Source organism: Ectothiorhodospira sp. BSL-9, from assembly GCF_001632845.1.
Lineage (GTDB): Bacteria > Pseudomonadota > Gammaproteobacteria > Ectothiorhodospirales > Ectothiorhodospiraceae > Ectothiorhodospira.
The window spans coordinates 2,534,578-2,547,784 of record NZ_CP011994.1 but is presented as its reverse complement, the minus strand read 5'-3'; the positions used below and the strand labels follow the sequence as shown (position 1 = coordinate 2,547,784).

At 64.6% G+C, this 13,207-nt stretch carries 9 protein-coding genes and 1 riboswitch; of the genes, 1 reads left to right on the top strand and 8 read right to left on the bottom strand.

Translation table 11 applies throughout. The features are described 5' to 3' along the window. Position 1 precedes the first annotated feature (1 nt). The 4 genes from cobN to ECTOBSL9_RS16645 all read right to left on the bottom strand — a co-directional run bounded on the left by cobN (position 2) and on the right by ECTOBSL9_RS16645 (position 6,981). Positions 2-3,793: a cobaltochelatase subunit CobN gene (gene cobN, locus ECTOBSL9_RS11805; RefSeq protein WP_063465220.1), complete on the bottom strand. Its 3,792-nt coding sequence runs from the start codon at positions 3,791-3,793 to the stop codon at positions 2-4. Beyond that, positions 3,793-4,875, bottom strand: a complete 1,083-nt coding sequence (gene cobW, locus ECTOBSL9_RS11800) for a cobalamin biosynthesis protein CobW (protein ID WP_063465219.1) — start codon at positions 4,873-4,875, stop codon at positions 3,793-3,795. Before cobW ends, cobN begins: the two co-directional genes overlap by 1 nt. Before the next feature lie 119 nt (positions 4,876-4,994). Next, positions 4,995-5,237, bottom strand: a riboswitch (cobalamin riboswitch). A gap of 56 nt (positions 5,238-5,293) precedes the next feature. Beyond that, positions 5,294-6,820 (bottom strand): cryptochrome/photolyase family protein, encoded by a 1,527-nt coding sequence (locus ECTOBSL9_RS11795; protein WP_063465218.1) that lies wholly within the window; start codon positions 6,818-6,820, stop codon positions 5,294-5,296. After that, positions 6,817-6,981: a DUF2256 domain-containing protein gene (locus tag ECTOBSL9_RS16645; RefSeq protein WP_082829904.1), complete on the bottom strand. Its 165-nt coding sequence runs from the start codon at positions 6,979-6,981 to the stop codon at positions 6,817-6,819. The genes ECTOBSL9_RS11795 and ECTOBSL9_RS16645 overlap by 4 nt, the downstream gene beginning before the upstream one ends. A 197-nt stretch (positions 6,982-7,178) precedes the next feature. Between ECTOBSL9_RS16645 and ECTOBSL9_RS11790 the strand changes: the two genes are divergently transcribed. Next, the gene (locus tag ECTOBSL9_RS11790; RefSeq protein WP_063465217.1) at positions 7,179-9,743 is read left to right on the top strand and encodes a fused MFS/spermidine synthase; all 2,565 of its coding nucleotides are present in this window, start codon (positions 7,179-7,181) and stop codon (positions 9,741-9,743) included. Between the two features lie 12 nt (positions 9,744-9,755). On the opposite strand, the gene ECTOBSL9_RS11785 is transcribed toward ECTOBSL9_RS11790, so the two are convergent. From ECTOBSL9_RS11785 to ECTOBSL9_RS11770, 4 genes are all read right to left on the bottom strand, one after another. Further along, the gene (locus ECTOBSL9_RS11785) at positions 9,756-10,208 is read right to left on the bottom strand and encodes an FMN-binding protein (protein ID WP_168161558.1); all 453 of its coding nucleotides are present in this window, start codon (positions 10,206-10,208) and stop codon (positions 9,756-9,758) included. A 79-nt stretch (positions 10,209-10,287) separates the two neighbouring features. After that, complete coding sequence (locus ECTOBSL9_RS11780) at positions 10,288-12,405, bottom strand: heavy metal translocating P-type ATPase (RefSeq protein ID WP_063465215.1); 2,118 nt, start codon at positions 12,403-12,405, stop codon at positions 10,288-10,290. Beyond that, positions 12,405-12,866: a YtxH domain-containing protein gene (locus tag ECTOBSL9_RS11775; protein ID WP_063465214.1), complete on the bottom strand. Its 462-nt coding sequence runs from the start codon at positions 12,864-12,866 to the stop codon at positions 12,405-12,407. Before ECTOBSL9_RS11775 ends, ECTOBSL9_RS11780 begins: the two co-directional genes overlap by 1 nt. After that, positions 12,850-13,161 carry a hypothetical protein gene (locus ECTOBSL9_RS11770; protein ID WP_063465213.1) on the bottom strand — a complete coding sequence of 104 codons (312 nt, stop codon included), beginning with the start codon at positions 13,159-13,161 and terminating at the stop codon, positions 12,850-12,852. The genes ECTOBSL9_RS11775 and ECTOBSL9_RS11770 overlap by 17 nt, the downstream gene beginning before the upstream one ends. Positions 13,162-13,207 lie beyond the last annotated feature (46 nt).

Here is a 13,207-nt window from a genome sequence, read left to right as displayed (position 1 = left end):
ATCAGCCTTCCAGGTGTTCTTCGGTCTGCAGCAGGTGGTTTTCCAGCTGCTGGCGATAGTTGCCCGGGCTTTCCCACAGGCCTCGCTGCATGGCCTCCAGCAGGCGTTCGCACATCTCGTGCAGGGCGGCCGGGTTGTGGGCCTGTATGAAGCCACGGGTGTCGGGGTCGTTGATGTAGGCATCGGTGACGCGGGCGTACTGATCATCCCGCACCACCCGGGCCGTGGCATCGTAAGCGAACAGGTATTCCACGGTGGCGGCCATTTCCGACGCCCCCTTGTAACCGTGTCGCTTGACCCCTTCAATCCACTTGGGGTTGGTGACCCGGGAGCGGATCACCCGGCTGATCTCCCACTCCAGGGTGTTCATGCGCGGGGCCTGGGGATGACTGTGATCGCCATGGTAGATCTCGGGTTGACGACCACTGAAGTGGCGCACCGCTGCGGTCATGCCCCCCTGAAATTGGTAATAGTCGTCCGAATCCAGCAGGTCGTGCTCCCGGTTGTCCTGGTTCTGTACCACCAGATCGATCCCCGACAGCCGCCGGGTCAGCACCTGAGGCACGCGGGTACCATGGTCCTGCTGGCCGTAGGCATAGGCCCCCCAGTTGAGATAGGCCTGGGCCAGGTCCGCATCCTCCTGCCAGTGGCGGGAGTCGATCAGCCCCTGCATGCCGGCCCCATAGGCGCCGGGCTGGGCACCAAAGACCCGGAATCCCGCCTGCCGACGAGCCAAGTCGGCCGGCGTACCCTGGGCCTCCAGTTCTGCAGCCTCCCGGTGGATGCGGGCGCGGATCGGGTTCATGTCTTCCGGCTCATCCTGCTCCGCCACCGCCTGCACGGCGGCATCGAACAGGCGCATCACATGGGCAAAGGCATCCCGGAAAAAACCCGATACCCGCAGGGTCACGTCGATGCGGGGGCGATCCAGCACCGACAGGGGCAGGATCTCGAAGTCGGTCACCCGATGACTGCCGGCGGACCAGCGCGGTCGCACACCGATCAGGGCAAAGGCCTGGGCCAGGTCATCGCCACCGGTACGCATGGTGGCGGTGCCCCAGACAGACAGGCCAATGGCGCGGGGATAATCCCCATGCTCCTGCATGAACTTCTCCACCAGCAGTGCCGCTGATTTCATCCCCAGGGTCCAGCTGGTGGCGGTGGGCACGGCGCGGGCATCCACCGAGAAGAAGTTGCGCCCGGTGGGCAACACATCCGGACGGCCCCGGGAAGGGGCCCCACTGGGCCCGGGCGGTACAAAGCGCCCTTCCAGCCCATCGCACAGGGCACCCAGTTCCCGGTGACCGCAGGCGCGCAGATCCGGTTGCAGGCGCGTGTGGATGCGCTCCAGCACCTGGCGGGTCTGGGGCCAGGCGGCCTGCGCATCCGGCAGGCCGTTTTCCAGGATGGACTGGGCCAGGGTTTCCAGCCGTTCGCGGGTGTCACCATGATGGCGCCAGGGTTCGTCGGTGACGGCGGTTTGCAGCACGTGGGGTCGGGGGCCTGTCCAGGGATCAGCCCAGGTGGCATCCAGGGGATCGAAGCCCTCCCCCAGGTCCAGGTCACGGGCCAGGGCCCGGATCAGGCTGTCGTTGCCGTCACGCCCGTGGCCCATGGGGTAGCGAGCCAGGGCCAGCAGGGTGTCGCGCTCCTGGCGGCCCTCGGGAGATTCTCCGAAGATGTGCAGACCATCGCGGATCTGGCTCTCCTTGAGCTCACACAGGTAGGCATCGGTGCGGTTGAGCAGGCACTGCTCTTCCTCTTCGCTGGCCGGTGCATCCAGGCCCAGGTCCCGATGCAGATCCTGGGCGACGATGGTGTCCAGAATGCCTTTCCTGAGCACCGCGGCGCGACGGCGATCCAGCATCAGCGCCTCGTAGTATTCGTCCACCTGGCGCTCCAGATCGCGGGTCGGCCCGTAGTTCTCGGCCCGCGTGAGCGGCGGCATCAGGTGATCGATGATCACGGCCTGGGCGCGGCGCTTGGCCTGGGTGCCCTCCCCCGGGTCGTTGACGATGAAGGGGTAGAGATGGGGCATGGCGCCAAAAATCAGATCCGGCCAGCAGTGTTCGCTCAAGGCCACGCTCTTGCCCGGCAGCCACTCCAGATTACCGTGCTTGCCCACATGGATGATGGCATCACAGCCAAACTGCAGCCGCAGCCAGGCGTAGAAGGCCAGGTAGTAATGTGGGGGGACCAGGTCTGGATCGTGATAGTTGGCCATCATGTCCAGGTGATAACCGCGGGCCGGCTGAATACCCACGAACACCCGGCCACAGCGGATGCCGGCAATCATGAATCGCTGCTGTCGCACCATGGGGTCCTGTTCCGGCCTGCCCCAGCGTGCCAGCACCGCCTCGCGGCTGGACTCGGGCAACCCATCGAAATAACGCTGGTAGTCGGCCATGGACAGGCTTTGCCAGGCGGGACGCTGGGCCAGCTGCTGCGGATCGTTGGTCACGCCTTCGCACAGGCGGCTCATCAGGGCATCGCCGTCATCGGGGATACCCTCCACGCCATAGCCCTCGCCCTGCAGGCGCCGCAGGATACCGATCACCGACGCGGGGGTGTCCAGCCCCACGCCATTACCCAGGCGGCCCTCACGGGTGGGGTAGTTGGCCAGGATCAGGGCCAGGCGCTTGTCCCCATTGGCGGTGCTGCGCAGCCGGCACCAGCGCTCGGCCAGGGTGGCCACAAACTCGATCCGCTCGGCATGGGGCTGATAGTGCACCACATCGGTCTGGGTGTGCGGGCAGCGTCGTTCCAGCCCCTTGAAGCTCACCGCCCGGGAAATCACATGGCCATCCATCTCCGGCAGGGCCACCTGCATGGCGATGTCCCGGGGTTGCAACCCATGCACATCCTGCCGCCAGTTGTCTTCGTTGCCTCCAGAGAGGATCACCTGCAGCACGGGCCGGTCGTCCGCCAGGGCCTGTTCGCCGTCCGCGCCCTGGGCCCGGGAGAAGGCGGTGGCATTCATGATCAGCGCCACGCCCTGCTCCCGGCACAGGCGACGCACCATCTCCAGGCAGGGCGGGTCCTTCAGGGAGACCAGGGCCATGGGCAGGGGGTTGAGGCCCCGGCTCAGCAGGGCCTGACACAGGGCATCGAACACGGCAGTGTTGCCCGCCTGCAGGTGCGAGCGATAAAACAGGATGGCCACCACCGGCGCCCCCGCATGCCAGCGCGCCTGCCAGGCCGATACCGTGCCCACATCCTGTTCAGGGTGATAGACGCCAATAGGGGGCAGCGGTCGGGGCGGCGGCGGCTCCAGCGGCAGGTCAAAGAAGGTGGCGCCCAGAAAGTCGTAAAAGGCACGAATGTTGGCAGGCCCGCCCTCGCGCAGATAGCGCCAGAGTGTGCGGCAGACGCCTGGCTCCACCGTGCTCTTCATGAGCAGATTGCCATCCTCGGTGTTATCCCCGGAAAACATCACCAGCGGGATGCCCTTGCGTCGGCACAGGGCCCACACCTGCTCCGTGCCATAGGGCCAGTAGGATTCGCCGCCCAGGTGATCAATGATGATCAGGCGAGCCTTTTGCAGCACTTCGTCCAGGTACAGGTCCACCGAAGCGGGTTGCCCCAGATGCAGCAGGTTGGCCAGGCGGACCGAAGGATAGGCGCCCCCTGCTCCTTTGTCGGGCTCGCGGGCCTGCGGGCATTGGGCCGCCAGCAGGGCCAGGGTGGTGTCCGCGGCACTGAGGATGACAATATCGGCAGGCGTCTGATCCAGACGCGTGATCACCGACTCGTCATCGACGAACCCGCCGGGTTGTGCCGCCAGCAGATGCATCAGGCAGTCGCTGTCAGGGCGGCCGGTTGCAGGGCCTGCTCCAGGGCATCGGCCGAGAGATCCTGACCGATCAGCACCAGGCGGGTACTGCGGTCCTCCTGAGCCCCCCAGGGGCGGTCGAAATAGCTGTCAAATCGACTCCCCACCCCGTGCACCACAAGGCGCATGCGCTTCTCCGGCAAGGCCGCGAAACCCTTCACGCGGAAGATGCGATGATCCCGCACCAGTTGCTGCAATTGTTCCATTAGCCTGTCTCGATCCACCTGCGGCAGCCTCACCACCACAGAGTCGAACGGGTCGTGGTCATGATCGTGGTGATGATCCCCGTCCCCATGGGCGTGGTCGTGATGCCCGGCACGCAGGTGGATATGCGCTTCCGATGCACTGCCCAGGCCCATCATCAGCGCCGGATCCACCCGGCCATGGTCGCTGGAGACGATCTTTACCTGGGGTGGGATCTCACTGCGAACCAGTTCCACCACCCGTTCCACCGCCGCTACGTCCACCCGATCGGTCTTGCTCAGCACGACGATATCGGCCGCCGACAACTGATCTTCAAAGAGCTCATGAAGGGTGGAGGCATGATCCAGATTCGGGTCCGAGCGGCGTTGCCGATCCACTGCCTCGGGGTTGGCGGCGAACTGTCCCTGGGCGGTGGCGGGCACGTCCACCACGGTAACCACGGCATCCACGGTGCAACCGGTCTTGATCTCCGGCCAGTTGAAGGCCTGCACCAGGGGTTTGGGCAGCGCCAGCCCGGAGGTCTCGATGAGGATGTGATCGATCTCGTCCCGCCGTTCCATCAGGGCCTTCATCACCGGATAGAAGGCCTCCTGCACGGTACAGCACAGGCACCCGTTGGCCAGTTCATAAAGGGTACCGGCGTCCTCTCCCGACTCATCACAGCCGATGCCGCAACCCTTGAGGATCTCGCCATCCATGCCCAGCTCACCAAACTCGTTGACGATCACGGCAATGCGCCGCCCCTGGGCATTCTCCAGGAGATGGCGTAACAGGGTGGTCTTGCCACTGCCCAGAAAGCCGGTGACGATGGTGGCAGGGATTCTTGATCTGGATGTCATGAAAATGCTCGCTCGCGCGCCGCCCGCGCATCGATGGGATGGATGCGCCACAAGGGCGGTACGTGCCACGGAGGAGAGGTCAGGCGCGGTGCGGCTCCACCCGGCACGCCGCACCCCGCGGCACCTGGTCTTCAACAGGCCGGTCTCCGGGCTTGTGGTGGGCCTTCAACATGGGGGGCTGCCTTCCCATGAGATCCGCCCTGGGGACGGGGTCTCACAGTGGCCTGGGTTCTCCACGTTCACCACTTACCGTTGCGGGGGCAGCGCCGGAGTGATCGCCTGAGCGATGTCACCGGCTTCCCGTTTCAACCCGATGGATGGGCCGTCGAGGCCCGCGGGTCACCTGCGGAAGTTTTAAGATAACCGCACAAATGTAGCAGGCATCCGCCGTGGGCTCAAATTGAGGGGGAACACGTGATCACAGATCATCCAGTCGTTCGAGTAGATGGCGGGCGTGTTTCAGGGTGGCCTTGCGCTCGGCTTCATCCATGCGTTGCCAGGCGCGATAAGGCATGGTCATGCGCGGGTTGCCGGCAAAATCCGCCTCATGGCGGAGCATGAAATCCCAGTAGAGCGAATTGAACGGGCAGGCATCGGCGCCGTGGCGGCGGGTGGCGGCATACCGGCACCCCTTGCAGTAGTCGGACTGGCGCTTGATATAGCTGGCCGAAGCGGCGTAGGGCTTGCTCGCCACCAGCCCACCGTCGGCATACTGGCTCATGCCACGGGTATTGGGCATCTCCACCCATTCGAAGGCATCGATGTAGATCCCCAGGTACCAGGCGTCCACCGTGTCCGGGTCACATCCTGCCAGCAGGGCAAAATTGCCGGTGATCATCAGGCGCTGGATGTGGTGCGCATACGCCAGTTGCAGTGACTGGCCGATGGCATGGCGCAGGCAGGCCATCTGGGTCTCGCCGGTCCAGTACCAGCGGGGCAAGGGCCGGTGGGCATCCAGGGCGTTGGTCTGCGCGTAGTGTGGCATGCGCCCCCAGTACACGCCGCGGACGTATTCGCGCCAACCCAGTATCTGGCGCACGAATCCCTCGCAGGCAGCGATGTCCACCTCACCCGCCTCGAAGGCCTGAATCGCCGCATCAATCACCTCCCGCGGATGCAGCATCTTGATATTCAGCGCAAAGGACAGCCCCGAATGGAACAGCAGTGGCTCCTGAGTGCTCATCGCGTCCTGAAAGCGGCCAAAATGCGGCAGGACCTGGTTGACGAACACCGCCAGTCCCTCGCGGGCTTGCGCCCGGGACAGCGGCCAGGGCAGCGCATGCGCGTTGGGCTCCCCGAAGGTGCGTACCCCGGCAGCGGCGATCTCTTCCCATAGCGCTGAGACATCCGTGGGCACCCACGGCCAGGCCGGAGCCGGCGGCTCTCCAGGCCAGCGGGCCCGGTTATCCGCATCGTAGTTCCAGCGCCCGCCCACCGGCTTGTGGTTGTCGTCGAGCAGCAGGCCATGGCGACGACGCATGTCGCGATAGAAATACTCCAGGCGCGGAACCCGCTCGCTGAAAGCCTGAGCCAGGTCATCCCGGTCCCGCAGAAAATGTGCCGAATCCACCACAGTGGCTGGCAGGTCGAGCCGGGCTGAGGCCTCATCAAGCAGCCGTTCCACGCGCCATTCATCCGCCTCCATGCGCTCGAACCGGGTCGCCTTGTAACGCGCGGCCAACTGCACAAGATTGGCGGCAAAATCCTGCTGGTTGTCAGGGTCGCCGATACGCAGGTAGTGAACACGGTGACCGGCAGCCCGCAGCGCCTCGGCAAAGCCCCGCATCGCCGCAAAGATGGCCAGCACCTTTTGGGCGTGGTGGACCACGTAATCGGTCTCGCTGCGAATTTCCATCATCACCACAACACAACCGGGATCTGGCTGGCGAAACCAGGGGTGTGAGGCGTTCAGTTGATCACCCAGCACCAGGCGCAACGTGGTCATGTGGGCCCCCTCCCGGCCCCCACCGAGCCCCGTTGGCGACGACAGCGCTCGGAACAATAGCGCACCTCATGCCAGACGCGGGCCCACTTGCGCCGCCAGGCGAACGGACGGCCGCAGACTGCGCAGGTTTTTGTAGGCAGGTTGGGTTTGGCGTGGCTCATCCGATGCCCCGGCTCCGATCCGTAAGAAAATGACCTGGCAAGGCCTCCGGCAGGCGTTCCGAAGCACTCAATGGTGATCTCGAGTGTATCCGAGTGCCTGATGTGAACCAATCACACCCCGTGTTCGGCTTCACCTGAACGGCATTATCTAATAACATAAAGGATTGATTATCATTCACTTCACCGGGATACTCCCCATGGTGTCAACACCGCTTCGCTGGGCCATCGCTGCCCTGTTTTTTCTTTCGGGCTTTGCCGCGCTGGTCTATCAGGTGCTGTGGGTTCGGGAACTGGGTTTGCTGTTTGGCAGCACCGCACAGGCGGCGGCGCTGGCCATCGCGGTGTTCTTTGCCGGACTGGCAGCCGGCGGGTGGTTCTGGGGGCGTATGGCCCCCCGGGTCAGGTCCGCCCTGGCCACTTTCGGGGTACTGGAGGTGGCCGTCGCCCTCACCGCCCTGGGCCATTTCTTCCTTACTGACCTGTATCACAGCCTGTACCCGGCACTGTACGCCCTGGCCGGAGATCACCCCGTGGCCGATCAGGCCCTCAAGGCAGGCCTGGCCACTTTGATCCTCTTCCCGCCGGCCTTTTTGATGGGGGGTACCCTGCCCATGATGGGGCAGTTCATGGTGCGCGTGGTGGGCCGCCTCTCCACCACCGGAACGGCGCTGTATGCCCTGAACACCTTCGGCTCCGCCATGGGGGCGCTGGCCGCCGGTTTCGTCCTGCCCATGCTGCTGGGTTTCCACGGTGCCTATCTGCTGGCCATTGGCATTGATCTCTCGGTGGGAATCATTGCCATCGTTCTGGCACGCCGCATCCTCTCCCGCGAAAGCCGCACCGAGCTGCCCTCCATGCCCTCCCCCGCAGAAACCGCAGCCACGGCGGCGGTTTCCCGCTGGCCATCACTGCCGCCGCGCCTGGTGGGCGTGATTGCCTTCGCCTCGGGCCTGGCCACCCTGGGCGTGGAGGTACTCTGGACCCGGTTGTTCGCCCAGGTGTTGCAGAACTCCGTCTATACCTACGCCATCGTCCTGGTGTCTTTCCTGGTGGCGCTGACCCTGGGCTCGCTGATGGCCAATGCCCTGGCACGCCTGAAACGCATGCCACCCCATGGGGTACTCACCGTGCTGTTGCTCCTGTCCGCTGGTGTGATCGGGGCTTCACCCTGGGCCTTTCACGCCGCCACCGACGGGCTCAACTACGTGGGAGCCGGTGCTGGCTGGCGGGACTATCTGACGGCCGTCTCGGCCACCGCGATGGCAGTCATGGTGCTCCCCGGGATCCTCCTGGGGGCCGTGCTGCCGTACCTGTTGCGGGTGGTGGAGGCATCGCGTCCTGAACCGGGCCGGATCATCGGACAACTGGTGGCGGCCAACACCTCGGGGGCCATCATCGGCTCGCTGGCGGCCGGCTTTGTGCTCCTGCCCTGGATCGGCGTGACCGGCAGCCTGCTGGTCTTTGCCGCCGTCTATCCCGCTCTCGCCGTCTGGCTGATCTGGAGGGGCTCCGCACCCATCGTCTGGCGCCTGGCCGGGGCCACCCCGCTGACGGCCATTTGCCTGGGCCTGCTGGCCTGGGATCCGCAGGGGCTTGGCGTGTCCCGCCTGGACCAGGCCGCTGGGGAGTCTCTTCTGGATGTGCGGGAGGGCAGCCATGCCACAGCCACGGTGGTGCAAAGGGATGAACATCGCGCATTGCGCGTGAACAACTACTACACCCTGGGCGGCACCACATCGCTGGAGTCGGAACGCAACCGCACCCTGATCCCCATGATGACCCACCCGGATCCGCGCAACATCTTCTACCTGGGCATGGGCACAGGCATCACCGCCGGCACCAGCCTGATGTTTCCGGTGGATCGGGTGGATGTGTGCGAACTCCTGCCGGAGGTGGTGGAGCTGGCAAGGATCCATTTTTCTCCGTGGAACAACGGGCTTTTCCAGGACGAGCGGGTCACCGTGCGTGCCCAGGATGGCCACCATTGCCTGCGTCATACCGACCGCCGCTACGATGTCATCATCAGCGACCTGTTCACGCCCTGGAAGGCGGGCACGGGCAATCTCTACACCCGGGAGCATTACGAGGTGGCCCGAGAGCGCCTGGCCGATGGTGGGTTATTTGTCCAATGGCTACCGCTTTATCAGCTCACCGAACGGGAACTGGGCAGCATAGGGCGCACCATGCAGGAGGTGTTTCCCCAGGTGGTGGCCTGGCGCGGTGACATGTTCCCCACCGGCTCCATCCTGGCACTGGTGGGTACCGAAGCGGATGTGACCCTGGATCCGGATGTCCTGGTCCGGCATGGCCGGGCGCTGGCGGGCAACCCCGAGCTACCGGCCCCTTTGCTCCAGGCCGTGTCGTTGCGCTTTTATGCCGGAAACGTAGGGCTGAGTCAGGTGTTCGACGACTATCCCGTGAACACCCGTAATCGCCCCGTGGTGGAGTATGGTGCGCCCCGATCACAGCGACGGGTGCATGCCGGCGAGGCGCGCTGGGTGATCGGTGCGGAGTTGGGCTCCTTGTATGAAGCCCTGGCCCGACAGGTGCCACCCCACCAGGATCCGTATCTGTCACGACTGGAACAGCCCGGGCGCGGCTACGTGCATGCCGGGCGTCACTATTATCATTACCGGGTGCTGGGCCGGCACGGCCACGAGGAACTGGCCGGCCGGCACCTGGATGCCTTCCTGCGTCTCACACCCTTTGAAGCGGCACCCTCCCCCACACCCGAGGAAACCGGTTCACGCTGGGAAGAATGATGCAGCGCATCCTCAGTAGCTGTACACGCCGCGATTCAAGGCATCCCGTAGGGCAGAAATCACCTTGGATGAGCGAATGGTGGCCGAAGTGAAACCATCCACCTCCGCATTCTCCGTCACCACCTCACCGGGCGAATAGAGTTCCGGAATCACCTGGTTGATATCCTTGCCCAGCATGTGATCCAGCAGTTCGCGGTACTGATCGGCAATCCCCCGGGGCACCCCCTCCTCGGCCAGCCGATAATCCGTACCGCCATAGGCCAGTTGGCGGAAACTGGCTTCCGTGACTTGATTGTTCTCCAGGGTGACCTGCACCACCACCTGTATCTGGTCACGGTCAAAGAAGCCACCCCGGTAAGTGCCATCCTCATAGGCTGGCTCATGATCCCCCGATGGAGTCCCCCCGCAGCCCGCCAGCAAGAATGGCAACGCAATGATCAAAGGCCAACGACATCTGAATGACACGGCTATGCTCCTTTTGAGTAATAATCATTCAACATTCAAAATCAATAAATGCACCTGCCAGCCCCCTCCCCCTGGCGACTCAGGCGGCCCGGGAAGTCGTTTGCCCCCCTGGCAACCCAGCTCCAGCCAGGGCCCGCAACAAAATGCCGATGGTGCTGCCATTGTGCAGTGCCGAAGCCGCCACCGGATTCAACAACCCAAAGGCGGCAGCGGAGAGGATGCCCGTGTTCAGCCCCACGGTGAGCTTGAAATTACTGTCGAGCAGTCCGCGCGTGGCCAGTGCCAGAGCCTTGGCATCCGCTACCCGGGCAATATCGTCCTCCAGCAGGGTGATATCCGCCGCCAGACGCGCCACATCGGCCCCGTGATGCATGGCCATGCCCACGTGGGCGCCCGAGAGGGCCGGGGCATCGTTGATCCCATCTCCCACGAAAGCGATGCGGGCACCCTCATCGGCCAGGGCCTTGAGCGCTGTCGCCTTGTCCTCAGGCATGAGTCCTGCGCGGTAGTCATCCAGCCCCAGGTGTTCAGCCATCAAACGGGCCCGCTCCGGCTGATCACCCGTGAGCATGATCACCCGGCGCACCCCCAGGTGACGCAGTCGCTCCACCGTGGCCGCAGCATTGGAGCGAAGCGTGTCCTTGAGCCCCAGCACACCCAGCAACTGACCGCCATAACCGATATAGAGCGGTGTCTTGCCCTCATCCTGCAGGCGCTCGATCACCTTCGAGAAGGGCGCCATGTGGATTCCTTCATGTTCCTCAAGGAAATGCCGGGAGCCCACCACGATGCGCCGTCCCTCAATACTGCTGGCCACCCCATGGGCGACGATGAACTCCACTTCCTTATGGTTGAAGTGTTTTTGATTGGGCAAGCGCTCAGCTGCCTCCACCACGGCCATGGCCAGAGGGTGAAAGTAGTGCTCCTCCACCGAGGCTGCCATGTTGATCAGATCTTCAGAGGTGAAGTCACTATCGAAAGCAATGGAGTCGGTCACCTCCAGTTCGCCGCTCGTGAGCGTACCCGTCTTGTCGAACACGAAGGTGTCGGCCTCGGCCAGTTTCTCCAGCGCCGTGGCGCCCTTGACCAGCACGCCCGACTGCCCCGCCCGATACATGGCGGACTTGAATGCCACCGGGGTGGCCAGCTTCAGGGCGCAGGAGTAGTCGGCCTGCAGCACCGCCGCCACCCGCTGTGTATCCTGGGAGACCAGCCAGGTGCCGCCAGAGAGGCCCAGCACCATGGGGACCAGTCGATCTGCCATGTTCGCCGCTTCCAGCTGGGTCCTGCTCTTCGCCTCCAGGGACTGTTCCACAAAGTCGGCAATGCGAGCCGCAGCGGCATGGCGGCCCACCCGCTCGGCGTAGATGCGGATACGCCCCTCCTGCACCAGGGTGCCGGACAGAGCCGTGTCACCGCGACGACGTGTGACGGGAACACTCTCCCCCGTCATGGTGGATTCATTCACCAGCGCCTCGCCACCCAGCACCGTGCCATCCACGGGAATCACCGTGCCGGTGGCCGCGATCACCATATCGCCGGTGCGCACCTCACGGGCATCCACCAGCAATTCCACATCATCACGTTCTACCCAGACTTCCGTATCACCCGGGCGCATCAAATGCTTGAGCAGGTCATCGGAACGCCGCTGGATGGAATGCTCCAGGTACTCCCCCAGCGCCAGCAGGAAGGCCGTGGTATTGGCGGCAAAATAATCGCGACGGGCGATGGAAATGATCACCGCCAGCGCCTCCAGAACATGCGAGGTGATACCCTGGCGGAACAGGTCACGCACCGCCGCACCCAGCACCGGCAGGGCAATGGCAATCGACAGGGGGAACTGCAACCAGGGTGGCAGCCAGCGGGTGAGCATCAACGTCACGCCGCCAACGCCTGCCGCCAGGAGACCACCGCCCTCATCCCGTTCACGGGCCGATGTGCCCTGTTGCAGCGGCGCGGTCAGGGAGAGGATGCCCTCCCGCAACCGGGCCATTTCCGTCACCTCCGGTTCAAAGCGAATCACCAGCGAATCCACGCGCTCATTGACCCGCACGGATTCCACCCCCTCGAGGGAAGCCACGGCTGCCGCAATGCGACGGCCTTCAGCGGGCATCCGCGGCCGACGGCGGTAACGAAACCGCACCCGTCCCCGGATGGCATGCACTGGCTCCAGCTCGCTGAACCAGGTTTCGTCCATCACTTGTCCCCGTGACGTTCAGCGTCCATTTCCGCCTTGATATCGGCCATCTGCTCCTTGAGCTCCTCAACCCCGCCGGCCACGCCCGAATAGAGGTCAACACCGGCCTTCATCAGCTTGCGGCGCATCTCCTCGTCACTGAGCACCCAGGCGGCGCCGGCACCGATGGCCAGTCCCAACAGGAACTGGTCGTTATGCCGGCCCCGCAGCAGGCCCTTCAAGCCATCGAAAAGACCCTCACCTTCGCGGGCACCCTCGCCACCATAACCATAACCATAGCCGTAGCGCCCCTGCGCGCCGCGCGGATCGTTGGCACCCTCGTATCCCCAGGGGCCCTCGCCATAGGCACCGTAACCCGGGCCATAGCCATGACCTTCGTGGTCATGCGGACCCCATCCATAGCCCGCATACATGGCCTCGCGCCGGCGTTTGGCTTCCTTTTTCTTACTCTTTTTCCCCATCGATACACTCCGGTTGAGCCTTGGGCGGATCACCCAGCAGGCGTTCAATGATCAATACCCCGGCCGCTCCCGCGGCGGCGGCGGTCAAGGCGCTGGTCCAGTCCCGTTGCCCCACGGCCACAGCGGCCCTTGTGCCCGCGGCCAGGGCGGTGCCTTCCTGCAGAGCCCGGCGAACCACGGTCTTGGTGGGCCGCGGCGAGCCGCGCCGCCCCATGTCACGAAAGGCGGACAGACAGCCGCCCACCACCAACCCCCGTACAAAGGGGTTGTGGTCGGCAGGGGGGCGTGGGGGCAACGGACCATATACAGGCCGCGGGCGCCCCGGCCCAGGACGCATCGGC